This window comes from Allobaculum sp. JKK-2023 (assembly GCF_034745455.1).
In the GTDB taxonomy this organism is placed as follows: Bacteria; Bacillota_I; Bacilli_A; order Erysipelotrichales; family Erysipelotrichaceae; genus Allobaculum.
On the sequence record NZ_JAYERV010000003.1, the window covers coordinates 2,213,428 to 2,236,371 of the forward strand.

23 protein-coding genes are annotated in these 22,944 nt (G+C 45.4%); 16 read left to right on the forward strand and 7 right to left on the reverse strand.

The annotated features are described in order from the left end of the window. The first annotated feature begins 48 nt into the window (after positions 1-48). The 8 genes from U4956_RS08905 (at position 49) to U4956_RS08940 (ending at position 5,556) form a co-directional block, all read left to right on the forward strand. Entirely contained in the window at positions 49-708 is a 660-nt protein-coding gene (locus U4956_RS08905) for an IS607 family transposase (RefSeq protein WP_323090268.1), read from the forward strand. Then, the gene (locus U4956_RS08910; protein ID WP_323090269.1) at positions 659-1,723 is read left to right on the forward strand and encodes a hypothetical protein; all 1,065 of its coding nucleotides are present in this window, start codon (positions 659-661) and stop codon (positions 1,721-1,723) included. Before U4956_RS08905 ends, U4956_RS08910 begins: the two co-directional genes overlap by 50 nt. Before the next feature lie 23 nt (positions 1,724-1,746). After that, positions 1,747-2,394 (forward strand): transposase, encoded by a 648-nt coding sequence (locus U4956_RS08915; protein WP_323090270.1) that lies wholly within the window; start codon positions 1,747-1,749, stop codon positions 2,392-2,394. A gap of 404 nt (positions 2,395-2,798) precedes the next feature. Further along, complete coding sequence (locus U4956_RS08920; RefSeq protein ID WP_323091491.1) at positions 2,799-3,224, forward strand: histidine phosphatase family protein; 426 nt, start codon at positions 2,799-2,801, stop codon at positions 3,222-3,224. A 73-nt stretch (positions 3,225-3,297) separates the two neighbouring features. Then, positions 3,298-3,486 (forward strand): hypothetical protein, encoded by a 189-nt coding sequence (locus U4956_RS08925; RefSeq protein ID WP_323090272.1) that lies wholly within the window; start codon positions 3,298-3,300, stop codon positions 3,484-3,486. 63 nt (positions 3,487-3,549) lie between these two features. Continuing rightward, positions 3,550-3,843, forward strand: a complete 294-nt coding sequence (locus U4956_RS08930; RefSeq protein ID WP_323090274.1) for a hypothetical protein — start codon at positions 3,550-3,552, stop codon at positions 3,841-3,843. 56 nt (positions 3,844-3,899) lie between these two features. Continuing rightward, positions 3,900-4,691 (forward strand): protein-ADP-ribose hydrolase, encoded by a 792-nt coding sequence (locus U4956_RS08935; RefSeq protein WP_323090275.1) that lies wholly within the window; start codon positions 3,900-3,902, stop codon positions 4,689-4,691. Then, positions 4,624-5,556, forward strand: coding sequence for a Sir2 silent information regulator family NAD-dependent deacetylase (locus tag U4956_RS08940; RefSeq protein ID WP_323090276.1), 933 nt, complete (start codon positions 4,624-4,626; stop codon positions 5,554-5,556). The genes U4956_RS08935 and U4956_RS08940 overlap by 68 nt, the downstream gene beginning before the upstream one ends. A 147-nt stretch (positions 5,557-5,703) precedes the next feature. Here U4956_RS08940 and U4956_RS08945 read toward each other — a convergent pair whose 3' ends face one another. The 6 genes from U4956_RS08945 to U4956_RS08970 form a co-directional block, all read right to left on the reverse strand. Continuing rightward, entirely contained in the window at positions 5,704-6,399 is a 696-nt protein-coding gene (locus U4956_RS08945; protein WP_323090277.1) for a response regulator transcription factor, read from the reverse strand. A gap of 125 nt (positions 6,400-6,524) precedes the next feature. Continuing rightward, positions 6,525-8,498 (reverse strand): ATP-binding protein, encoded by a 1,974-nt coding sequence (locus U4956_RS08950; protein WP_323090278.1) that lies wholly within the window; start codon positions 8,496-8,498, stop codon positions 6,525-6,527. Between the two features lie 754 nt (positions 8,499-9,252). Continuing rightward, positions 9,253-9,696 carry a hypothetical protein gene (locus U4956_RS08955; RefSeq protein ID WP_323090279.1) on the reverse strand — a complete coding sequence of 148 codons (444 nt, stop codon included), beginning with the start codon at positions 9,694-9,696 and terminating at the stop codon, positions 9,253-9,255. A gap of 560 nt (positions 9,697-10,256) precedes the next feature. Then, a complete protein-coding gene (locus U4956_RS08960; RefSeq protein WP_323090280.1) occupies positions 10,257-11,609 on the reverse strand; it encodes an MATE family efflux transporter in 1,353 nt (450 codons plus the stop codon). Between the two features lie 121 nt (positions 11,610-11,730). Beyond that, positions 11,731-12,204, reverse strand: coding sequence for a dihydrofolate reductase family protein (locus U4956_RS08965; protein WP_323090281.1), 474 nt, complete (start codon positions 12,202-12,204; stop codon positions 11,731-11,733). Next, the gene (locus U4956_RS08970; RefSeq protein ID WP_323090282.1) at positions 12,167-12,430 is read right to left on the reverse strand and encodes a hypothetical protein; all 264 of its coding nucleotides are present in this window, start codon (positions 12,428-12,430) and stop codon (positions 12,167-12,169) included. The genes U4956_RS08965 and U4956_RS08970 overlap by 38 nt, the downstream gene beginning before the upstream one ends. Positions 12,431-13,095: 665 nt before the next feature. Between U4956_RS08970 and U4956_RS08975 the strand changes: the two genes are divergently transcribed. The 8 genes from U4956_RS08975 to U4956_RS09010 all read left to right on the forward strand — a co-directional run bounded on the left by U4956_RS08975 (position 13,096) and on the right by U4956_RS09010 (position 20,682). Beyond that, positions 13,096-13,572, forward strand: a complete 477-nt coding sequence (locus tag U4956_RS08975; protein WP_323090283.1) for a PTS system mannose/fructose/N-acetylgalactosamine-transporter subunit IIB — start codon at positions 13,096-13,098, stop codon at positions 13,570-13,572. A 249-nt stretch (positions 13,573-13,821) separates the two neighbouring features. Then, positions 13,822-14,619, forward strand: coding sequence for a PTS mannose/fructose/sorbose/N-acetylgalactosamine transporter subunit IIC (locus U4956_RS08980; RefSeq protein WP_323090284.1), 798 nt, complete (start codon positions 13,822-13,824; stop codon positions 14,617-14,619). Beyond that, positions 14,612-15,427 carry a PTS system mannose/fructose/sorbose family transporter subunit IID gene (locus U4956_RS08985; RefSeq protein ID WP_323090285.1) on the forward strand — a complete coding sequence of 272 codons (816 nt, stop codon included), beginning with the start codon at positions 14,612-14,614 and terminating at the stop codon, positions 15,425-15,427. The genes U4956_RS08980 and U4956_RS08985 overlap by 8 nt, the downstream gene beginning before the upstream one ends. Before the next feature lie 250 nt (positions 15,428-15,677). Beyond that, positions 15,678-16,100: a PTS N-acetylglucosamine transporter subunit IIBC gene (locus U4956_RS08990; RefSeq protein WP_323090287.1), complete on the forward strand. Its 423-nt coding sequence runs from the start codon at positions 15,678-15,680 to the stop codon at positions 16,098-16,100. Between the two features lie 2 nt (positions 16,101-16,102). After that, positions 16,103-17,803, forward strand: coding sequence for an alpha-glucosidase (locus U4956_RS08995; protein ID WP_323090288.1), 1,701 nt, complete (start codon positions 16,103-16,105; stop codon positions 17,801-17,803). Between the two features lie 433 nt (positions 17,804-18,236). Then, positions 18,237-18,989, forward strand: a complete 753-nt coding sequence (locus tag U4956_RS09000; protein WP_323090289.1) for a MurR/RpiR family transcriptional regulator — start codon at positions 18,237-18,239, stop codon at positions 18,987-18,989. Positions 18,990-19,264: 275 nt separating this feature from the next. After that, positions 19,265-20,014 carry a hypothetical protein gene (locus tag U4956_RS09005; RefSeq protein ID WP_323090290.1) on the forward strand — a complete coding sequence of 250 codons (750 nt, stop codon included), beginning with the start codon at positions 19,265-19,267 and terminating at the stop codon, positions 20,012-20,014. After that, positions 20,011-20,682: a hypothetical protein gene (locus tag U4956_RS09010; protein WP_323090291.1), complete on the forward strand. Its 672-nt coding sequence runs from the start codon at positions 20,011-20,013 to the stop codon at positions 20,680-20,682. Before U4956_RS09005 ends, U4956_RS09010 begins: the two co-directional genes overlap by 4 nt. 156 nt (positions 20,683-20,838) lie before the next feature. On the opposite strand, the gene U4956_RS09015 is transcribed toward U4956_RS09010, so the two are convergent. Beyond that, a complete protein-coding gene (locus U4956_RS09015) occupies positions 20,839-22,557 on the reverse strand; it encodes a carboxylesterase family protein (protein ID WP_323090292.1) in 1,719 nt (572 codons plus the stop codon). Between the last annotated feature and the right edge of the window lie 387 nt (positions 22,558-22,944).

A 22,944-nucleotide genomic window follows, 5' to 3' on the forward strand; every position in this document is an offset into this window, starting at 1 on the left:
AAAAACAGTTTCTAATGAATAGAGATGTGTTATTATAAATTCATGAGAATGAAGACGTCACAAGCCTGCAAATACCTTGGGGTTGCCAGGCACACCTTATACAAAATGATTGAAGATGGAATGCCTGCCCATCGCTCTATTGGCGGACACTACATGTTTGACCAGGAAGAAATGGATCAATACATTGGCAAAGCTCCTGCTCTTCCTGAACGAATGGCTGTTGGCTATTGCCGGGTTTCAACCAAAAAGAGAAAAGATGACCTTGAAAGACAAGCAGATGTGGTTGAAATCTATATGCAAAAGCAAGGCTGGAAATATCAAATCATTGAAGATATTGGATCTGGGATGAACTACAAAAAGCCGGGGCTTTTAAAAATGATCGATCTTTTACTGGATCGAAAGATCAGCCATATTGTCATTACCCACAAAGACAGGCTTCTTCGTTTTGGCTTTGAGTTGATTGAATATATTGCCAAAAAGATGGATACAGAAATCGTAGTTCTTAACCAGGGCGAAGAAAGAAACAGCGCCCAGGAATTAACAGATGACTTGATTGCGATCATCACTGTATTTTCAGGACGGCTGTATGGCTCCAGAAGTAATAAGAACAAAAAAATCATTGAGGAAAGTAAACGGCTGTTGAAAGGTGATGAAGCAGATGAGCAAATCGAAGAAAACGATTCAGATGGTTTCAATCAAATTGAATGATGACCAGCAGATGTTCGCCGAGAATTTGTTTACTGCTTACATGGAAACCTATAACCTGCTCTCTCCTATTGCCTGTTCCATCAATTCTTATGGACGAAGTGCAGAAAAGATCCGGGACGATCTGCGCAAGCAAAAGCAGGTGTTAAAAGACATCACGACTCATGTTGCAAAAGTAACTGGGGTCGCTTTTCCTGATGGGACGCTTCCATCCTGGCTATGGACAATGGCTTTGCATTCTGCAGTAGCGAACCGCAAGTCTATGGATGAAGAAATCTTCAGGCGGATTCAGGAAGAGCTGTATGCAGATTACAAGATGACGGCCCATGAAGCGGCAGTTGTCATGTACGTGGCTAAATCCCCCAAAGTCTTCAAGAAGATCCTTCAAAAAAGAATATTTGAAGTGCCCAAAAAATTTTCAAACAAAGAGATCAATGGCCATCTGCGGCAATGCGATCCTAAGCGGCTCCACAAACTCATTGCCCACGCAGCAAGAAGATACAGGCAATACCTTCACCCAGTTCATACGAATAAAAATACATGGATGAAGATCGATAAGAATGGATATGGCATCCAGCATAAAAATGGAACGACTTTTATTTCTATGCACAGCTTAGGCAGCCAGAAAGAATTCAAGGTTGAACTGAAAGGAATCTTTTATACAGCCAAAACAGGCAAGACGAGAAGCAATCTTACTGTTGTCTATGACCGGGACAGGAAATGCTTAGTTTTCCAGAGAATGGTTGAAGTCAGAAACCGCCCGAACCAGTCCGAGACAAAGGTTGGGATGGATGCCGGAATCACGTCACTGCTCAGCACTTCCCATGATATGGCTTCTGCTTCTTTAAAAGAAGAAAAGCTTGCCAAGAAGGAAAAAGAACTGAAAGAAAAAAGAGCAAGGCGGCTCAAACGCTTGACCATACAACCTTCAAGCAGTTCAGCTATTCTGCTTCTGATTTTCTCAGCGAGCGGGGAATCCAGCGCAACCGGATTCGAGACCGCAGGAAAAATGCCTTAAAAGAAGCAGACCAGATCCAGTTTTTGCTTAACGATCCACAATCAAAACACTCAGAAGACGAGAAAAAGAAACTGGAAGACCAGATCTATGCCCTTAGACGCAAAGCCAAGCGGATTGAGGAAAACAACCGAAGAGGAAACAAACGCTTTCGCAGGCAGTCCCAGAGAATCCAGGATCATTTAAAGACAATCACAAATGAAGAGATTGCCTTAGTTCTCAAAGCAGACTCGGATATTGGGCACATCATCATGGAAAACCTGGACATCCGGGGACAGGCAAGCACCTGGTCAAAACTAAACCGCAGGCTGTCAGGCTGGATTTATGGCCTCTTGCAGGAAAGAGTGGAATACAAAGCTGGATTGAAGTCAATTAAAACTTCGTATGTCAACCAGGCTTACAGTTCCCAATACTGCCATATCTGCGGAAGCAAAATCCAAAGAGACAAATCTCATTATGAAAATGCGCGTTGTAAGCTGCATGGACAGTTCAATGCAGATATCAACGCCGCCCATAACCTCGTCTGGATGTATGAAAATCATCCTGAAGTCACCAAATGGACTCCAAGAAAAACAGTCCAGCAGTTTTATGAAAAAAGATCTGAATGTTATAACCAGACTGTCTGCAGCCTTATTGCATCATTAAAAGGGTTAAGCAGTGCAAAATCTGCCTAACCCTGCGTAATTAGTTTTTCTGCACAAAAAATACGAACCAAAAACAAGTGCGAACATCAAGCACGAACCCATAGAAAAATCCCATATGAGTTTTGGACTCATATTTGTTTACTCCCCCTGCCGAAGCTGGCGGCGGAACGATCTTCGGATTGTGCCAAAGTCTCAGGGCTGGTCCTGCGTCGGTAAGGGGGATGCGGGATGCCAGTACTGCGATACTGGGCTGTATCCCATAAAATTTGGATTTGGATTCCCTTCGGGGAATTTTGGTCCTCAAAGCGGGGCTTAGATAAGGATCTTGTATCTTAACCCTTCCCCCGCCGGCTAATGCCGAACACTGTTCGCAGACAGGGATGTAACCGTTTTATCCTATCAGGGATAAAACAACCTCATTTAACGAAGGGGAGATTCAGTTTGATCATGCCTGCTGTTCAACGGCGGAGCGCTGCTCCGATACCCTGGAACTGGTAACTGATCTTCCTTATGAGCGCTTCAAAGGATTGAAAGAACAGTTTTATGGTGAGCTGGAAGGAGAAAGCGAACGACTCAACCATCATCTTACGCCAAAAGACTGTGAGACGTTTTATCTGCAGTATGGCGGAGAGTCGAGTAACGAAACCAAAGACCGGATGGTTCGCACACTGACAAAGATTATGGAGCGGGATGGCTATGAAAATGTCCTGGCGGTTTCGCATAGTGGCTCCTGTTTTAACTTCTTAAGACACTGGCAGGATCCGATGGAAGAACTCAAAAAAGGATTTGGCAACTGCACGATTTTTGTCTATGACTATGAAGACGGCCGCTTTACGCTCAATGAAGTCGTTCGTCCGTAGTCATTCGCAAAGTCCTTTTTCACTGCCGTATCCTCGATATGAAAAGAAGAGGGTTTGACCGGAAGCGGAGAACGTGGTCATTCGTGGATCTGAGAATCCGGTCCACATCAAAGATAACTTTAATATCTGGGATTTTGAGCTGACCAAAGAAGAAATGGACCAGATTGCGGCACTCAATCAAAACAAGCGTTACTACCATTCCGCTTTGGAACTGCCTGAAAAGTATGTGGCAATGGTTCCAGATGTAGAGGAACAGAAGTAAACGCTGATTTTAGCCAGGTTTCAACATATTCCTGGAAAAACGAAAACCGGGGAACAGTTTTTAATGCTCACCAGCCCTTTTGGAAAGCCTGCAAGGCTTTTTCAAAAGGGCTTTTTGCGATCAGGTCTGAATTTTGGTTTCAATCTGGAATTTGATTTTTTTCTGGAAAACGCGGGGCTGTGGCTGCATCTGGTGTGGTCTGAAGAGCAGGAAATGTCGTCAGTACAGGTCAAAATTCTCGATGTAATGTTTGACATAACAACAAGAGGTATCTATAGTTTTATTGTAATGATTATCATTACAACTGACTCTCTCCATCTATTCTGCTACGTGCAAGAATGGGAATATGCATTTTGATAAAGAAAATAGGAGAAAGTGGCAAGAAAATTCAGACAGAGGAAGAAAAGAAAGCCATGACACAAGAAGAAAGAATGAGCTGCCTGATTGCAGCGTTGATAGAAGAAGATGAACGATATCAGGGCTTAACGATTCCGGGAGGCTATGAAGACAAAAAGCATCTGCTGCGGGGATTGATGAATGTAAGGCCGCCGCGTCCGGTTGATCCGGAAGTTCTGACTTTGCAGGATGAATTTTTACAGGAAGAACTGAAGCATAAAGGAGTAGTGGGGCTGGAAGATCTTAAGCCGGTTGAACCGCAGATTTATCTATGGAAAGGGGACATTACTCGTCTGAAGGTTGGTGCGATTGTCAATGCGGCCAATGATCAGATGCTCGGTTGTTTTGTACCACGACATCATTGTATTGATAATGCCATTCATACGTTTGCGGGCATGCAGCTTCGTCAAGACTGCGCAAAATTGATGGCAGAACAGAATGGTCCTGAACCAACCGGACAGGCGAAAATGACCAAAGCCTACAATCTGCCCTGTCAATACGTCCTTCATACTGTCGGGCCGATTGTTTATCACCATGTGACGAAAAGAGATCGTGAACTGCTCGCTTCCTGCTACCGGTCCTGCCTGGAAGTGGCCGATGCGCATCATTTAAAATCAATCGCGTTTTGCTGCATCTCAACCGGTGTCTTCCATTTTCCAAATGATCTGGCCGCAAAGATTGCGGTGGATACCGTTAAACAATATCTGAAAGAAACAGGATCAAGAATCGAGGTGGTTTTCAATGTTTTTAAAGAACTGGATGAACAAATCTACCAATCCATCCTTGGATCAGGACAAAACAGCCATTGAACAGCTCAAAGAAGCAATTGAACAGGCTGATGCAATTGTGATTGGGGCTGGTGCTGGTCTTTCAACGGCTGCAGGATTTACGTACAGCGGCCCAAGGTTTGAGAAATACTTTTCAGATTTCGAAAAGAAGTATGGTTTTGACAACATGTATGAAGGCGGATTCTACTCCTATTCAACGCCGGAAGAATTCTGGGCGTTCTGGAGCCGTAATAATTACATCAACCGGTATATGAATGCTCCAAAACCGGTTTATGATGAGCTGTCTGAACTGGTGAAAGACAAAGATTATTTTGTTCTGACAACCAATGTGGATCATTGCTTCCAGAAAGCAGGTTTTGATAAAAAGCGTCTGTTCTATACCCAGGGGGACTATGGCCTGTTCCAGTGCAGCAAACCCTGCCATGAAGAGACTTATAATAACGAAGAAATTATCCAAAAAATGGTTAAAGCACAGGGTTTTGTGATCGAAAAAAATGGAGATCTGCTTTTACCTGAAGGCATAATGCCTAAAATGGAAATTCCTTCAGACCTGATTCCCTATTGCCCGCATTGCCATGAACCGATGAGCATGAATCTGCGCATTGACAATACGTTTGTGGAAGACAAGGGATGGCATCAGGCAGCCAGACGCTATCATGACTTTCGGCAAAGTCATGCGGATCAGAAAGTTCTTTATCTCGAACTGGGCGTTGGACCCAATACGCCAGGAATCATCAAGTATCCTTTCTGGTCGTTTACCAATTCCAATCCAGATGCAGTGTATGCCTGCCTGAACATGGGCGAGGCTTTTGCTCCTAAAGAGATTCAGGATCGCTCGATCTGCGTTAATGGTGATATTGGCGAAATTATCAAAGAGCTATTTTAGAAAAGTGGTCCATGGACCACTTTTCTAAAATAGAACGTTGACCATTGCGAAAGGGGATATAGAAAAAGACTGGATATCAGAGATGCTTTCTTAGGGCATGTTCTGAAATTCCAGTCTTTTTGTTTTTTTTCTTAAATTGGGGAGCGGCTATTCCACTTTCAACATTCTATAACCGACACCAATGTGGGTCTGGATGAACTGAACGTTGCCTTTCTTTTCCAGTTTTTTACGCAGGGTAGCCATAAATACACGCAGGGAAGCAATGTCGTTATCCATGTTGGATCCCCAGATCTGCTGCGTGATGTAGTTGTGGGTCAGCACACGACCGACGTTTTTGCTGAGCAGTGTTAAGAGCTTGAATTCAATAGGCGTCAGGTGGAGTTCCTCACCATTAAGAGTGACGCATCCAGCGGCATAATCAATGCGCAATGGGCCGTTGACGAAAACAGACTTGGAAACGGCTGCCTGAGGCTGAGAAGACAGATGTCTTTCGACAACCCGCAGACGAGCCAGCAGCTCAACAATGGAGAATGGTTTTGTCAGATAGTCATCTGCACCGGCATCCAGAGCGCGAATTTTATCTTCGTCATCTGTACGGGCAGAAATAACAATCACTGGAACGTTGGACCAGCTGCGGACTTTCTTAATAATATCGACTCCATCCATATCGGGCAGGCCCAGATCCAGGAAAATTACATCTGGATTGTGGGTGGAAGCTTCCAGAATTGCCGTTTTACCATCAGGAGCCATCAGATATTTATAATTATGAGCTTTCAGGGTGGTACCGATTAAATTGCGAATGGAGTTATCGTCTTCGACAACAAGTACTGTTGTAGTATTCATAAAGATCACCTTTTTCTTTTCTCAATTATACAAAAGATTTATATATGGAAACAAATGCAACTATGCAAGTTTGGTGCACGGAAAGCGGATTTGGCAAAAAAAGCGCCAGACGTGCAAGGCTGACGCTATGCGATCGAAAGTAAAGGAATCCGGAAGGAGAAAACACATCCATGAGGCTCGTTATCGTGAACTTCAATGGTTCCGTGATGAGCATCAATAATCGCTTTACAAAGGAATAAGCCAAGACCTAAATAGTGGGTAGAGTCAAACCTTGGAGCCTCTCCCGTGTAGAAGATATCAAAAATTCTTTCTTTCATGGAGTCTTTAATCCCATCCCCCTCATCAGACACTTCAACCACAGCCATATTGTCCTGGGCGTAGGTCCGTACCTTGATTGGAGTGCCTTCGGGGGTGTGGTGAATGGAGTTGGTCACCAGATTGGAGACAACCTGGGCAATCAGACTGGCATCCATGTTGGCCACCAGAAGGTCATCACCTTCTTCGATCGTAATTGGATGGGTGACGTTGGCTTTGTTTGGGTAGTCCATTCCGCTTTCAACCACATCACTCAGCAATTCTGGCTGCAGTTTAACCGGCATGGAACTTGAATCCATGCGGGCAGCTGTCAGCAGATTTTCGATCATGTAATACATGTTCAGGGAATCGTACTGGATTTCATCCCAGAGCTTTTCTTTTTCCGGCTGATCCATGGTGTCGTGCGAGAGCTTGTAGTTGGCAATGTTGCCGATAATGGCGGTTAATGGCGTGCGGATATCATGAGCTAAAGCCTTTAACAAGTTAGAGCGAAGCAGGCCGCTTTCACGCTGGAGATTGGCTTCCTGCAATGCGGCTTCCTGTGTCATTGTCTCCAGAGTCTGGGCCCCATCCGCAACGATATTGCGCAGCACCATCTGCTCGAGGGGATCAATGGCCTGCTGGTCAAAGCGGATGCCGATGACCCCGAAGGTTTCCGAAGAGGTTTCCCAGGGAAAATAGAGATAGGAGGCCATCGTGTGATAACGGGTCATACACCCAGTTGGTTCACGATACTTCAGCGCTTCTTTGGCAATGACCAGTTCTTTTTCAGCTTGCGTGTGGTCACTGGGGACATTCAGATTCACATCGAAGTAGACAGGATCCCGGAAGATTTCCTCTTCATAGGGGTAGTAAACAATGTCCCGTTCTGAAATTTCCGCAAGCTTACGGCAGGTAACATCAATGACTTCTTTTGGTGTTTTGGCCAGATGAAGTTTATGGGTCGTATTGAGCAGCATCTGAGTTGCCCAGGTTGACCTTTTGGCGCTTCGTGTTTCAGCCTGAAGTTTGATTCCAATATAGGATCCGATCAGGGAAACAACAAAGGCCATGGCGATGGCCATCGACAGACGTCGCTGGTTATACAGGATAGACAATCGTGGCTGGGCAAACAGGAAGACAAACAACAGGTCAGAACAGAATGCGGAAATCAGTGACCAGAAGATGCTTCCGGTGGTAATGGAGCAGGCCAGAACCCCAAGAATAAAAATCTGCGCCAGGATAAATTCGTCGACGTTGGCCCCATCGAGGATAAAGCACGCAATTGTGGTCAAAGCGATGATCAAAACGATGCGCGCCAAGTTCAGCAGGTTGGATTTCAGATCGTGTTTTTCAGGCTGGAGATGCGAAGCATGTACGGTCATCGTTCCGGGGACAATCATCAGTCTTGTCTCTTGAAGAACTTCTGAAATTTTCTGGGCAAAGGTTGGATGAAAACGGCCCAGAACTTTTGGAGTCGGCGATTGATTGATTACCAATAAATTTATGGAATTGCTCCGGCAGAATTCACCGATCAGGTAGGCAGGGTCTGCCCCATCAAGAACCGTAATATGAGCGCCTAAAGAGGCTGCATAATTGACATTGTTCTGAAGAGCAGCTTTCTGGCTTTCACGGGAAAGATGCATGTCAGGTGTATTGACATAAAAGGCAAAAAATTCCCCATTGGACAGCGCAGCCTCCTGAAAAGCAGTATCAATGGCTTGTCTGTTCGATGGATCAGAAGTCAGATACACCGCAATGACAGAAGGCGAGTTTTGAGCAGGTAAAGAAGGTTGACTGTTCATTCTATCACCGCCTTTCTAAGAAAATCCTCATGAAGGATAAAAAGAGGCTCACAGAATACTGGTCAGTTTTCGAGCTGGGAAAAGAGAAGAACAAGTGAAGTTCAAAATATGGATATGTGAATATTCGCTTATTGCCTTCAGTATATAGAAGAGTTCATTAAGGTGCGCTTAAGGAATAAAAAGGCGGGTATGAATCGAATAAAGAAAATGTTGAGTGTCCTCAACAAATTCAGATATCGCAAACGCATAACCGCAATCCCGATCGTTTGCCTGAATGATTTCCACTGACCACGATGAATCCTGCTTATTTTGACAGAAATGAATCGGGCGCTCTTTTCTGGGCGGCTGATCGTTGCCTGCATGTAAACGTCCAAAGCCTGTTTCCAGTCGTTTTGTGGATCTTTACCACGAATAAGGAATAAAACCCACTTTGACCATCTCATAATCGCCGAAAAGAGAGAAATAAACAATATGAAATGATTAGAAGCGGTCAATTTACAGACGTTTTTCAGCAAGTTGATAGAAAAGTCAATAAAAATCGACAATATGTGAACAATTATAGCTTATCTAATCTTTATGTGTATCTGTGAAATACGAATATTAAGGACAAAAAAGAGACAGAAATGCAAAAACGGTCGTATTTATTCGTTAAAGCAAAGAGAAAAAGGAAACAGGAGTGTCTTACACGACCTGAAAAACAGGCAGGATACAAGACAGAAAAAGAATGGACAGCATCTGACAATAAAAAAGACAGCTACTTTGCTGTCTTATACGTCTTGGTTGGGCACGGGCGGACAATCAGAATTTTACGTGCAAAGAGTTCATCGATCAGTACATACGGGCGGCACTTAGAAAGTAAGGCAGCCAGTCTGGAAAAGCGCCACGCTTCCAGTAAAGTCAGGCCAAACATCGCAAGGATGGATGGGATCGATATAAGTTCTGGAATCCGCTGGTACATCGTAAAAACAAACACGGTGCACAGAATTGGAATCAGAACCATATTGGCCAGAGCAAGAACGGTTTTCTGCGGCATCTGAAGCATCGACTCGATCTGAGCGTACTCATTCTGCTCGATCGAAGAAGAGGCCATCCGATAATGGAGGACGCTGCGATAGATGTCGATCAGTTCTGGGTTGTTTTTCGAGATGATCTGTTGAAGGGTACTATACAATTCGTCGCTGCTGATATATTTACGCATTTTGATACCTCAATTGTTAGAAGACCTGTCTAAGAAATCTTAGATCATGTAATCCTGAATTAAGAATCTGAGATCTGTGATCAGAACTCCTCAATCAAGATATACGAAAGAAATCGAATGAGCAAGATTCCAGTAAAAAATCGGCCTCGAAGTACAGTTATCTGGAATTGAAAGCGATCACTAAAGTGAACGATCGAAAAAAACAGGCAATTTTAAATGTGCAGAAATGATTCGAAGACATAAAAATGAGAAAAGTAGATATTCAGAAAAGAATATAAATCGCTTTCACGATAAATAAGTCATAATATCGTCCTGTACATAAATTAAATTCATCTGTTTTAGAGGATGAGGTTTATCCAAAGCTTGCAGTCGCTTTACAGTTCGTTCACCATTATCGTGACATGAATAAGAGCCAGAAACAAGTTATACGATTCAATAAAAATGAAAGTGCTTTCTATACAAAAGGCGAGGAACTCATCGATGGGAGTTCCCCGCTGGAAACGGATTTCTGGATCAGAAAAGTTGATTTTTATAAAGAATAGAGTGCCGGATTCAGTCTTTTAAATAACTTTAAACTGACTCCATTTACCGGAGCGAAAACGACCATAGAAGATAACGGCTCGAACGCCCCAGTCCATTGCCATGGCCAAAGCCACACCGATGACGCCAAGACGAAACATCACGCCTAAGAGCCAGGAGAAGACCAGGCGGATGAATACTGTGGAGCAGATCGAAACAATCATCGTAAAGCGCACATCGCCCGCCGCGCGCAAACCAGCGGCAAGAGCCCCCGAGAAGGGGAAGAACAGGGCATTGAAGACGTTGTGAATGACAACCAGCCAGAACACCAGGGCTTTGGTTTGGGCAGACAGGGAGTACACACCCAAAAAAGCCGGACAGCCAGCCAGAATGAGCAGATTCCAGACGGAAGAGAAAATCAGCGTGATCTTGAGCAGCTTTTTGAAAAAGAATTTGGCATTTTCAATATCACCTTCTCCCATACACTGACCAATGACGGTGATGAAGACAGGAGACATGGTCACTCCAGCCAGGGCAGCCATCGACCAGATACTTTGGGCAACACCATTGGCAGCAATCTGAAGCGTTCCAAACATAGCAACAATGCTGGATAAGCCAACTTTGACCAGCTGGAAGATGCCATCTTCCAGTCCATTGGGAATGGCAATATGTAAAATCCGCTGAAGCATCGACCAGGAAAATTTGCTCAGCCATTCTTTCTGATAGGACACATCGTTTTTTGGGGAGAAGGCCAGAATGGTAATCACCAGAGCACTGAAGGCTCTGGCAATCAAGCTTGGCCATGCAACACCCGCGACCCCGGCATGAAAAACAAAGACACCCAACAGGTTGCCGACTACGTTAATCAAGTTCGAGAACAGCGAGATCACCATCGTCACCTTGGTTTTGCCAAGGGATCTGAAAATCGCTGCCCCCGAGTTGTAAATGGCGATAAACGGATAGGAGTAAGCTGAAATCCGCAAATAGGTCATGCAGGCTTCCATCACATCCGCTTCGACCTGACCAAAGAGTAACGATAAGATCGGACGGGCAAAAGCCAGAACGAGAACAGCCATGACCAGGGAGAAGACAGTCGAGAATAAGAGGAGCTGACTGGAGCTTTTACTGCCATTGGCCCGATCGCGCCGGCCAATATACTGGCTGATGACAACGGCCCCGCCGCTGGCTAAAGCAGCGTACAGATAGATGAAAATATTGTTGAACTGGTTGACCAGGCTTACACCGGAAACAGCCGCTTCACCGGCGTAACTGACAATCAGTGTATCGGCAATGCCCACCAGCATCACCAGAAACTGTTCGCAGAAAAGGGGAACGATAAACGCCATCAAAGCTTTATTGGAAAAGCGTTCAGTTTTCAGAGAATGAGTTTCCATAAAGATCCTTTCTTGTTGTGTTTTCCTGAATCGTTTTATAGCAAGTTTTATAGTTCAGCTTTTGATGCTGAGCTTTTTCTGAAAAGGTTCAAAGTCGTGTTTGAATGCTGCAAGCGATGGTTTATTGCTCGCAAACCTGATAGCGAAGGAGAACAGCATTGCTTCTTGGCCGATGATTTACATCAAGAAGTTTCAGTCTGGTTAAAGGCGCTTCATTGTCCTGGTGGTTGAACACCGGCATAAACTGGGCCCGGCCGTCAATCCCGGCACCGATCAGGATATCAATTTCATCGAGCAGGCCGGCATCGAGAAAGGCAGTATTGATCGTGGCGCCGCCAACAATACCTAAACGGTTGATGCCAAATTCATCATGCAAAAGTTTAGCAGCCCTGGGCAGATCGATTTCTCTGTCCCCTGTGACAATATAGGAAATGTCCAGAGTATCAAGGTACTTCAGATATTCAATCGGGACCTGCTTGCTGCAAACCATGATCAGCGGATGGGCATACTCTTTGGCCTGTTTCCAGAGCAGTCCCCCATGAGAGGCCATTACCACATCAAAGGGCTTGGGGCCGTGGACTTTGTTGGAAATCATTTCCTGTCCTGCCGCCAGACAGCCCAGCTTGAAATTGCCCTGGCTGGGCCATTTCAAGCTGGGCTGTCTGGCGGCCGGATACCGTAGCATCAAACTGAAAAGCATCAAGCAGGAGATAATATTCTTCAACACCGGGAAGTTTTGCGGTCATGGCGCAATCGATTCTTCCATCGACGGAAGTCATCATGTAACAGATAATTTCAGGTTTACTCAGAGACGTATTCATATTGAAGGTTCCTTTCAAACGAAGAGCAGAGATTGAGCCGGATCTGGTTTTGACAACCAGAAAACGGGATCTTTGCTTTTTCTTTCTTTTGATGGTTTTAGTATAGAAAGTCTGCTTATTAATATCTAATACCTATTAATCATTTCGATCTATACGGAAAACGAATAAAAAGATGTCGGTTTGCCTTTTGGAAGTATTTTTTTGGATCCATGGTTGCATCAGAGGCAGCACTTTGATCCAGCAGTGTTTTGAATCCATCGCTTTTTGGGCCGGGCTCAAAAGAAGAATGAAAGATAAGACCCGAGGATAAGTGAGAAGAAAGAGGCAAGACCAGGAAAAGAAAACAGAAAAGCGCGAAGAGAAAATGGCCAAAGCTTCATCCTCTATGCCGGCAATTGTGAAAGGGGGTTCCCAGAAACTGGGAAAGGGACGGGAAAATGGGAACCGGTTTTTATTGAAGCCTATAAGAGAAGAAAGAAAAAGCGCGATAAATAAAGAGAAAAACAGCCTGGGAAAATTCCGGCCGAAATGGGAAAAACACAGAAAATCCTGCAAAATCCCAGATGCTTTCCCAGAGATTGAAACCGGTTTTCTTAGATTGTATTCTGACACCGTCAAAAGACAGATGAAGTCAGAGAGGACTTCTCAAACAGGAGGAAAAAGAAATGAGTTTAGTACTTGCACGCATTGATCAGCGACTGATCCACGGAATCGTCGTTACCCAGTGGACTGGAGCCACTAAAGCCAAACGCCTGATGGTAGTTGACGATGAAGTCTCCAAAGACGAAATTCAGAAACAGGCCATGCGGATGTCCAAACCAGCGGGAACCGGAATGTCCATCATTGACACAGACACAGCGATCAAAAATTTTAATGCCGGAAAATACGACAACCATAACGTCTTCATGGTTGTCCGGGAACCATCGACTCTGATCCGTCTCAAAGAAAACGGTGTCGAGATTCCAAAAGTCAACATCGGCATTATGTTCGATGGCGAAGGTAAGCGCACCGTCAAGAAAATGGTTTCCGTCAATGAACAGGAAATTCAGGATTTCAAGACGCTGCAGTCGATGGGCGTCCCTGTTACCTTCCACTTTGTTCCTGGCGAAGCAGAAGAAAGCTTTGAAACCTATATTCACTGATCTGCCTGTCTATAAGACAGAAAGCCGCCTTCTTGTGGATGTTCATGCACCTGAGATAGATAGCCGGTGAATAGATTACCCAAAATGAAGATTAGAAAAAGAGAATCGAATTAAAAAATGAAGTGAAAAACGAATTAAAAAAACGAATGGACTGAAGCAAAGCGCAATCCTGGACGACTCAAAAGCCAAAAAACAAAACCAAAAGTAGACTGACCGGACATCGGACCAGTCACTTTGAAGGAGGAAATTATGGAATTTATTCAATCGCTGCTGATTATCCTGCTGGCAAGCTGGATGGTCATCGATCAGCAAGGCCTTGTTTTGATGACCTGGTTTCCGGTCATGATTTCTGTTCCCGCTGGCCTGATTATGGGCGACATGACGACAGCGCTGATGATTGGTGGAACGTTCCAGCTGATGAACCTGGGCGTTGCCAATATCGGCGGAAGTTCGGTTCCCAACTGGGGCCTGGCCGCCTTAGTTGGGATCTATGTTGCGTGTCGGACGACATCTGATCTTGAATCGGCTAAAGCCGTAGCTCTTGCCGTTGGTGTTCCGGTTGGCATGTTAGGTATTCAGCTCGATGTGCTGGCCAAACTGATTAATACGTATGTGGCCAACGCAGCCAAAAAAGCCTGCGATGCGCTCAACTTTAAAAAGATGGAACGCATTCTCTGGTTAGGCCCAGTGGTCTTCATTCTGTCTACCGCCATTCCAACAGCTCTTTGCATCCTGTTTGGCGAGCAGATCGTCAACTTCATTCTGGAATCCGTTCCTGAATGGTTTACCAATGGCCTGTCCATTGCCGGAAATATGCTTCCTGTTGTCGGCATTGCCTTGCTGCTGCAAGTCATGCCAACCAAAAAGTTCTTATCCATGTTGATGCTTGGCTTTGTCTTCTCGGCTTATCTCAACATTCCAATGCTTGGCGTTTCCATTGTTGGCTTCGCCCTGGCTTACTACTATTTCACCACCCAGAATAACAAACCTGCCCTGGCTGCCGACCAGGCAGAGGTCACAGAGGAAGGAGACGATTGGGATGAATAAGGAAACTATGCAGGGAAAACTGACCCGCAAAGATATCCGCACTGCCGCTTTTCGCTATATGTTCATGGCCTGCAACATCTTCAACTATGAAAGTCAGCAGGGACCGGCAGTCGTCTTTGGTTTAAAAAAGGCGCTGCGCAAACTGTATCCCAACGACGAAGACTATCGGGCTTCTTTGGATAACCAGTTCAAATACTTCAATACCACAACCTGGATGGGCAACATTCTGCTGGGTGCCGCTTTGGCCATGGAAGAAAAAGATGGCCTGAAGGCCCTGGATGCTGTTCAGAACTTCAAAACCGGCATGATGGGTCCGCTGGCAGGTATCGGTGACACCCTGATCTGGGTTCTGTATCCGACCATCATGGGATCGATTGCTGCCTACATGGCTCTGGAAGGCAATCCCATCGGCGCCATCAGCTGGTTTTTGCTCAACGTATTCTTCCTGTTTGTCCGCTTCAAACTGTTTGATATGGGCTATGACTCCGGTCTGAAACTCATCACGGCTCTTGGCGATAAGCTGTCCGTGTTTACGGAGGCTGCTTCCATGATGGGCCTGACCGTGGTCGGTGCCCTGATTCCATCGGTCATCAAAATGACGGTCGGCCTGGAATTTGCGACCGGTGATGTCGCTTTGAACTTGCAGACAGGCGTTCTGGACCAGATCATGCCAGCTTTATTGCCAGCTTTATTAACTTTCGGCGTCTATAAGTTGCTGGCCAGCCGGAAAGTCACTGTCATCCAGGTGATTTTGATGATCATTGTCCTGGCTCTGGTTTGCTCCTTCTTTGGAATTCTGACTGTCTAAGATTGCAGACAGAAAGAATCAAACCAACTCTATACCCCCAAAAACCCGTTTTAATCTTCGCTATGCAGGCTGGATTTCGATTCTGACATCGATCGAAGCCAGCCTGCCTTTTCTTTGCGAAAACCAGACTCTAAAACGGATGGACTGAGAACACGGCGAAGAACATGAGAAAGAGGACTGGAAACAAAATCGAAAACAAAATCAAAGATTGAAAAATGGAAATCATCGAAAAAAGAAAGTGAGAAAGCTTATGACAAAAATTGTACTCGCCAGCCATCACCGCCTTGCCGATGGCATGAAAGATACTCTGGATTACATCCTGCCCGAACATGTGGAAGTGCAGGCAGTCAGTGCCTATTTACAGAATGTTCCAGTGGAAGCAGAACTCGCTCAGGCTCTTGAAGGCATCAGCAGTGAGGATCAGACTTTGATTTTTACCGATATGATGGGCGGATCGGTCAATCAGGCGTGCCTGCCGCATGTCCTGGCCAATCCCAATGTGCATCTGATTGCTGGCATGAACCTGCCATTGATTCTGTCCTTAACCCTGCGTGCTGCTGCCGGACCTTTAGAGGCAGCGGATATTGTCAATGAAATCAACAATGCCAGAGAACAGATGATCTATGTCAATGAGCAACTGAGCGGCAGTGAAGATGACGAGGAGGATGAATAGCCATGTGTGCAACGGCAGCACCCTGGTGGAAACAGTCCGTTGTCTACCAGATTTATCCACAGAGCTTTCAGGATTCCAATGATGATGGCATCGGGGATCTGCGCGGGATTATCCAGCGTCTGGATTATCTGAAAACACTGGGAGTGGATGTTTTATGGCTGAATCCCATTTATGAATCCCCACTGGTTGATAATGGCTATGATATTGCCGATTACCAGAAGATCAATCCTATGTATGGAACAATGGAAGACTTCAGGGAATTGCTTGAAAAAGCGCATGAGCGCGGCATCCGGATTGTGATGGATATGGTTATCAACCATACCAGTACAGAACACCGCTGGTTTCAGGAATCGAAAAAATCCAAGGACAATCCCTATTCGGATTACTATATCTGGAAAGATCCAAAACCTGATGGCTCTGCACCCAATAACTGGGGATCGACCTTTGGCGGTCCGGCATGGGAATATGTGCCAGAGCGGAATCAGTATTATCTGCATTGCTTTGCGATTGAGCAGGCGGATTTGAACTGGGAAAGCGAAACGGTCCGCCAGGATATTTATGATCAGCTGCGCTTCTGGCTCGATCTGGGTGTTGACGGCTTCCGTTTTGATGTCATCTCGCTGATTTCTAAAGACCAGTCCTTTCCGGATAACAATGGCGAGTATGTCTACACGAAGTCGTATTATGCGGGCTGCTCGAATGGGCCGCGCGTGCACGAATTTTTACACGAACTCCACGAACAGGTTCTCGACCATTACGAAACAATCACCGTAGGAGAGACCCCAAATACCAACAGTGCCCAGGCTTTGTTGTTTACAAATCCAGAACGCAAGGAACTTGACATGGTCTTCCAGTTTGAACACATGCATCTTGACTATGGCAAGTATGGAAAATTCTCGCTGGAGAGAGTCAATCTGGCGGACCTGAAAGAAAACTTAAGCAAGTGGGAACACGATCTTGAGCAGGGTTGGAACTCGCTGTACTGGAATAATCATGATCAGCCGCGGGCTGTTTCCCGCTTTGGGGATGAAAACTATCCAGTTGAATCTGCCAAAATGTTAGGCACCCTGCTGCATGGCATGAAGGGAACCCCGTATATCTATATGGGCGAAGAACTCGGGCTGAAAAATACCGTCTATGATTCGCTGGACGAGTATCAGGACATTGAAACTCGCTATTTCATTGAAAATATGAAAGAAGCAGGGGAGAATCCTGAATTTATCCGCCAGGTGGTCTACAACGGCTCCCGTGACAATGCCAGAGCCCCCATTCCGTGGAATGACCAAAAACCGTATTATGGTTTTTCGAACCACAAACCCTGGCTTAATTTTTCCAAAGAGACTTCGGCTAATGTTGAAACAGCTCTGGCCAATCCGCAGTCCGTTTTCTACCACTATCAGAAACTCATTGCTCTGCGCAAACAATTACCCGCTATGGTGGATGGAACCTATACTCTTCTGGCGGCAGACCATCCCCAGGTGTATGCGTACCGTCGCTCGACCAGCAATCAGGATCTTGTCATCCTCTGCTCCTTTGCTCCAGAAGAAATCCCCTTTGAACTGGATTCGAAGGAAAGCAGAGTAAATCCAGCCAAGGCCCGGCTCGTTTTATCCAATCTGGAAAATTCCCCGCACACGCTGGAAGGCGTGCACCGGCTGCGTCCTTACGAAGCCTTGATTTACTGTCTGGATAAAGAAAACTGATGTTTCCGGCTCTGCCAGAGGCTGGCAGCTTTATAAACCGGGAGAAGACAGCTTGTCTTGATCTGAGGGTCTGAAAGCAGATTCTTTTCTGTGTGGCTCCCCACTGCAGCTTTCAGATCTTGTTTCAGATCTTGATTTCCTGAATTTCTTTCGTATCTCTTTTGCTTCTCTTTTCTCTTTATGGAAAGGCGGCTGATCCTTTGTGGACTGGCCGTCTTATTTTTTTGAGTGCTGGATTTGCGGCAAGTTTTTCAAAAAAATGACAGGGTCAGTTGGAAGCAGGCCAAATCTGGTTAAAATAAAAACCATCCGGATGATCATTAAATGAATGGAAGAGAGGCGGAAGACAGCTGTTCTGCGTGCTTTTGCAGCGGCTATCCCGCCATGGTCTTCGATCAGAAATCCGCTCATCAGGCAAGAAGGAGAGAAAACCATGGCACTTCAGGAACAAGTGAAATTGCATTATGACGCGCTCAATGAGACCGAAAAAGAGATGATTTCTTATCTGATGGACCATCTCGATGAACTTTGCAGTCTGTCGATTACAGATATTGCCCGCATGCTCCAGTCCAGCCGTTCGTCTGTTTTACGCCTGGCTCAGAAACTTGGCTATCGCGGTTACAGTCAGCTTAAATATGAGATGCAAAATGCAGTCCAGATGCGGGAAGTGATTCCGGACAATCTGGTCGCCAGTTTCCGTCATGAAGTGGAACGGACCTTCGAACTGGCTGAACAGGTCAATTTTCTGCCGCTGGTCCAGGCGATGAGTCAGGCCCAGAATCTGATTTTGTATGCGACAGGATTTGTGCAAAGCAACTATCTCAAGCAGCTGTCCAGTGAACTGTTCATGTATGGACGCCCGAATTTCAAAGTGAATGGCGAATCCAATTTTGAAATCATTGCCCGTTCGCTCACCAGCAAGGATCTGGTGATCATTGCCGGATATTCCGGCAATACGCCTGGAATTATGCAGACGATTAATCTGCTTGGCGTACGCAAAGTCCCAATCTGTTCTGTAACAGTGCTTTCCAATAATAAGCTGACTGAAGCCAGCCGCTATTCTCTCTTTTATGAAACCTCTGAACTGGCCGGAATAGAAGGCGGTATTTCGATGAATTCACTTGGCATCATTCTGACTATTCTTTCCCGCAAGTACCTCGAGTATACGCTTTACGATGAAGTCTGAGACACTGACTTCCAGACGGGAAAATCGTAAAAAGCCAGAACAGACAAGGCCAGTCTACGATTTGAAGACCAGGGTCTTGTTTCTTTCAATGGCGAATTACTATACTGTTTTTAGAAATATTCCAAAGTAAATTAACCAGTTTTTTCTACGGCTTCTGCTGGAAATGAACAGGCAGGCCGTATTTTGGTCCCGAATAAGGAAATAACGCTAAGAAAAGTAAATGCAAAGCTGAAGATAAACAATAATAAAGAGCAATGGAAAGGTAGTGAGAAAGAATGAATCGCTTGTCCGCTGTTCTGTTTAACCAATTGAATTCTGGTGCACCCAATAGTACGGATGCTCAGATCGCCCGTGGGATTCTTGATCATTTTAAGCAGCTGGACAGACTGAGTCTTTCTCAAATGGCTGAATTGTGCGGAGTGTCACCGGCGCGCCTGAAAAAATTCATCAAAGAGATTGGTTATGAAAGTTATACCGATATGAAAAGATTCAATACTGTTCAATCGTATACGGAGGAGCAGCTTACCCAGCGGATGATGACCTATGATGTGCTCAGTCAGCAAAATCAATTTCTGAAGTACGCCCATCGTGAAGAGGAAAAGCTGGAGCTGCAAAAGAGGATTGAAAAAGTCGTTCGCAAAATCAACGAAGCAAGGACCATTTATCTGGCCGGGTCGCTGGAAATGGTTTCGCTGGCCCTCAATTTCCAGACTGATTTATTCCAGATGGATAAACGATGTTATGTGATCAAAGACAAAGCAGATCTGGAATTTTACCATCCGGATGGGGAGCAGGATCTGGTAATTATCATGACAATGACAGGTCGGTTGTTTTCCTTCGGAACGCCATTGGGAATTTTGCTGAGATCCTATGAATCAACCATCCTGATGTCCAGACGCCCCTGTCTGGATTGTGATCTCTATCTGCCGATTGGCTCACAGTATGAGATTTTTGATGGATATTATTGGGTACTGTTTTATCTGGACCAGATCAAGGCAGCTTACTGGCGCAGGTACTTTGCATGATTCTTCTGCCACGAATCTGCCTCGATTGTATGGAGCATGATGTAGATTCCTACCAGGCAGCCATTGCCAGAGAAGTATTCAGACAGAAAAAGAAAATCGTACAGTTTGGAGAGCGAAAGTTCTTTGAGCAGTGTTTCTGCTCAAAAGCATCTTTCCAGCGGTATTTGAAGAAGATGAACATGGATTCCTTTGAGAGATTCAAGCGGACCGTTGTCAAAGAGATGGAAGAAATTGAAGGCCTGATGAGGTGCAGACCCCGGAATCAGCAGCTTCACGAGCGACTAAGCATGGCTGCCCAGGTGAATATTCTTGCTGAACCGGAAGCCGGTTTTCTGTTCCAGGTTTATCTTCCTTATTTCCTGTACCTCAATCCAAACACTCGACTCCTTCTGCCCGTTGATCAAAGCCCAATGCATTTTCAGCCCGAAGATGTGTTGATTGTCGCTTCGACCGAGCGGATGCTTTTGGATTTGATTATCTTTCTGAACTATGAGTTCGGTCAGAAATCTGTGCTTGGAGGAGACCAGCTCAAACCAACCGTATTTATCGGCCCAAAAGGAATTTCCAGCGCATCGGATCCACAGATCAGTATTTATATTGAATCCACGTCACGGCCAAGTAAACGAATCAATTCGTTTTGCAAAGCTGTTGAATCGATTCTGTTCTAAGAGACTTCATCTGGACCACTCAACTTTTTGACTGGTTCGTATTCTTACTTTGTTCAATCTCCCGGTTAAATCCCGGCTAAAACAGAAACAAAGGCGCCTGCATGGGGCGCCTTTGTTGTGAAATTTGAGGAGGCTTCAAAGAAAATCGACTGGTTTTTACCAGAGACTTTCATTGGAGTAGTATTCATCCAGATCAGCAGAGAACCATCTGCCATTGAGGATGTTCTGAATAATCGTCTGCTTGTCCTGGGCATCTAATGGATCAGCATCCATTCTTTCAATGATCTCTGCATTTGTTGTGCTGACATCTTCCATCTTGACAACCGCTTTATCCTCTTTTGCATCCAGAACGAGCGTTTCGGGACTGGATGCTGTAAATGGAGTCCAGTCTACACCGGCATCAGCGGATACTGGTTTTCCATCTTTCAGGAAGCTTGCCAGATACTGGTTGAAGTCTTTGGCCATATCGGTATATCCAGCCTGACTGAAGTCATAAACGCTGGAATAGTTGTTCTGGCTTGGAGAAATCGCCGGAACAAAAATACCGTGGAAAGAGCCGTAACCTTCGATTGGATAAGCAGAATTGCGATCACCGTAGTTGATCTGAGCCAGATAAATATTGGAGGTATATTTGCCATCCATTTTCTGAGCCGACAGCTGAGTATTGAAAATCCGGTAGAAATCGCCGCCGTAGACATTGACGAATTCAACGGATTTTTCTTTATCTTTCGTCTCGTCCAGTAATGGATCGAAGCAGCCAAACATCGAGAATTCTTCGGATCCGGTCACCATCATCAATGGAACATCATTGACGAATTCGCCATCAAAGCCATCCATTGGCAGGACTATATCATCGACATACAGATGCGGGAATTTTGCCATGCGGATACCGGCATTCGGGAACAGATTGATGACACGATCGGCATCCAGGCCATACAGATAGTCTCTGACTTCGTCGGTATCTTCCAGCAGCCAGGCCGCGGCTTCTTCTTCGGTTTTGGCCTTTTTATCTTCAACAACAAGCGGAGCCATGGTATCGGCAATTTTCTGGCTGGCCTGCTCCTGGGTGGAAATCGTCATACCGCCAGAGAAAGCGATGGCTTTGCTGAACAGATCTTTAAAGGTTGGAGAAATCAGCATGGCCATGACATCGCGGCCGCCAGCCGAGAAGCCGGATACCGTTACGTTTTCAGGGTCACCGCCAAAATTTTCGATATTGTCTTTGACCCACTGTAAAGACTTGGCCAGATCAAGCATCGCAAAGTTTCCCGTTGGATTGTCATCATCGATTAATGCTGGCAGGCTGTTGAAGCCCAGCAGACCTAAACGATAGTTAACGGATACATAGACGCAGTCATCGGTTTTGACCATGTCATTGCCAGGAATTTCAAAGGAACTTCCAGTCTGGTTGTTACCGCCATGAACATAAACAAGAACCGGCAGCTTTTCTGCTTTTTCGGTTGTATACACATCAAGGTTCAACGAATCGGTTGTCCCGGTCACGATGGTTTCGCCATCTTTTGTGGTCGTCTGCATCGCAATTTCTTCCTGAGTGGAGACATCTTTCACGTCCTCCCATTTGTCGGGATCTTGCGGAGCTTTCCATCTTAAATCACCAACAGGTTCTTTTCCATAGGGGATTCCATAGTATACTTCAACACCATCCTGATCAACGCCCTGTACCTGACCATATTGAGTGTCACGCACGCTGGACTGAGCAGTTTTGGCCTCTTCTGTGGTTTCGCTGGAGACTGCAGAAGAAGCCTGGGAAGAGGTTTCACTGGAGGCTGTGCCTGAACCAGAACTGGAGCAGCCAACCATTGATAAAGCCAAAAGCGCACTGAGTGTTCCACTCAAAAATCTTTTGATTCGCATTCTTTTTGTCCTCTCTTTTCATAAAAGGGAAAACTCCAGCAATTTCCTGATGTCTGCAGGATGGATGAGGGAGGGAATCACGGCGAATGTTGCCATCCATACAGACTGAAAAGGAAACTGCATCCAGAGAACCGCCATCTTTTGAAGTTTTAACTTCGCGCAATTTTAAGGTTGATTGTTTCAGCCTGCCTGCCAGGAATAAGCCGGATACAGAAAGGAAATTGAAGACAGTCTACGGATGAAGAAACACTATAAAACAGTGGTATTTTCGGGAGTTTTCGATTTTTTTTGATCTCTATCTCTATCATAGCTGAAAGCGCTTTTTTGAACAGAATCACTTTGCTTGGACGGCCTCAAAAAATGAGGCCGGTTGAGGAAAAACAGAGT

Bases quoted from the DNA above. Each gene is read 5' to 3' on its own strand.
- U4956_RS09015 (WP_323090292.1), bottom strand. From the start codon at position 22,557: ATGCGAATCAAAAGATTTTTGAGTGGAACACTCAGTGCGCTTTTGGCT.
- U4956_RS09010 (WP_323090291.1), top strand. From the start codon at position 20,011: ATGATTCTTCTGCCACGAATCTGCCTCGATTGTATGGAGCATGATGTA.
- U4956_RS08930 (WP_323090274.1), top strand. From the start codon at position 3,550: ATGCTCACCAGCCCTTTTGGAAAGCCTGCAAGGCTTTTTCAAAAGGGC.
- U4956_RS08980 (WP_323090284.1), top strand. From the start codon at position 13,822: ATGGAATTTATTCAATCGCTGCTGATTATCCTGCTGGCAAGCTGGATG.
- U4956_RS08975 (WP_323090283.1), top strand. From the start codon at position 13,096: ATGAGTTTAGTACTTGCACGCATTGATCAGCGACTGATCCACGGAATC.
- U4956_RS09005 (WP_323090290.1), top strand. From the start codon at position 19,265: ATGAATCGCTTGTCCGCTGTTCTGTTTAACCAATTGAATTCTGGTGCA.
- U4956_RS08955 (WP_323090279.1), bottom strand. From the start codon at position 9,696: ATGCGTAAATATATCAGCAGCGACGAATTGTATAGTACCCTTCAACAG.
- U4956_RS08950 (WP_323090278.1), bottom strand. From the start codon at position 8,498: ATGAACAGTCAACCTTCTTTACCTGCTCAAAACTCGCCTTCTGTCATT.
- U4956_RS08970 (WP_323090282.1), bottom strand. From the start codon at position 12,430: ATGAATACGTCTCTGAGTAAACCTGAAATTATCTGTTACATGATGACT.
- U4956_RS08985 (WP_323090285.1), top strand. From the start codon at position 14,612: ATGAATAAGGAAACTATGCAGGGAAAACTGACCCGCAAAGATATCCGC.
- U4956_RS09000 (WP_323090289.1), top strand. From the start codon at position 18,237: ATGGCACTTCAGGAACAAGTGAAATTGCATTATGACGCGCTCAATGAG.
- U4956_RS08945 (WP_323090277.1), bottom strand. From the start codon at position 6,399: ATGAATACTACAACAGTACTTGTTGTCGAAGACGATAACTCCATTCGC.
- U4956_RS08905 (WP_323090268.1), top strand. From the start codon at position 49: ATGAAGACGTCACAAGCCTGCAAATACCTTGGGGTTGCCAGGCACACC.
- U4956_RS08935 (WP_323090275.1), top strand. From the start codon at position 3,900: ATGACACAAGAAGAAAGAATGAGCTGCCTGATTGCAGCGTTGATAGAA.
- U4956_RS08965 (WP_323090281.1), bottom strand. From the start codon at position 12,204: ATGATTTCCAACAAAGTCCACGGCCCCAAGCCCTTTGATGTGGTAATG.
- U4956_RS08960 (WP_323090280.1), bottom strand. From the start codon at position 11,609: ATGGAAACTCATTCTCTGAAAACTGAACGCTTTTCCAATAAAGCTTTG.
- U4956_RS08910 (WP_323090269.1), top strand. From the start codon at position 659: ATGAGCAAATCGAAGAAAACGATTCAGATGGTTTCAATCAAATTGAAT.
- U4956_RS08940 (WP_323090276.1), top strand. From the start codon at position 4,624: ATGTTTTTAAAGAACTGGATGAACAAATCTACCAATCCATCCTTGGAT.
- U4956_RS08990 (WP_323090287.1), top strand. From the start codon at position 15,678: ATGACAAAAATTGTACTCGCCAGCCATCACCGCCTTGCCGATGGCATG.
- U4956_RS08995 (WP_323090288.1), top strand. From the start codon at position 16,103: ATGTGTGCAACGGCAGCACCCTGGTGGAAACAGTCCGTTGTCTACCAG.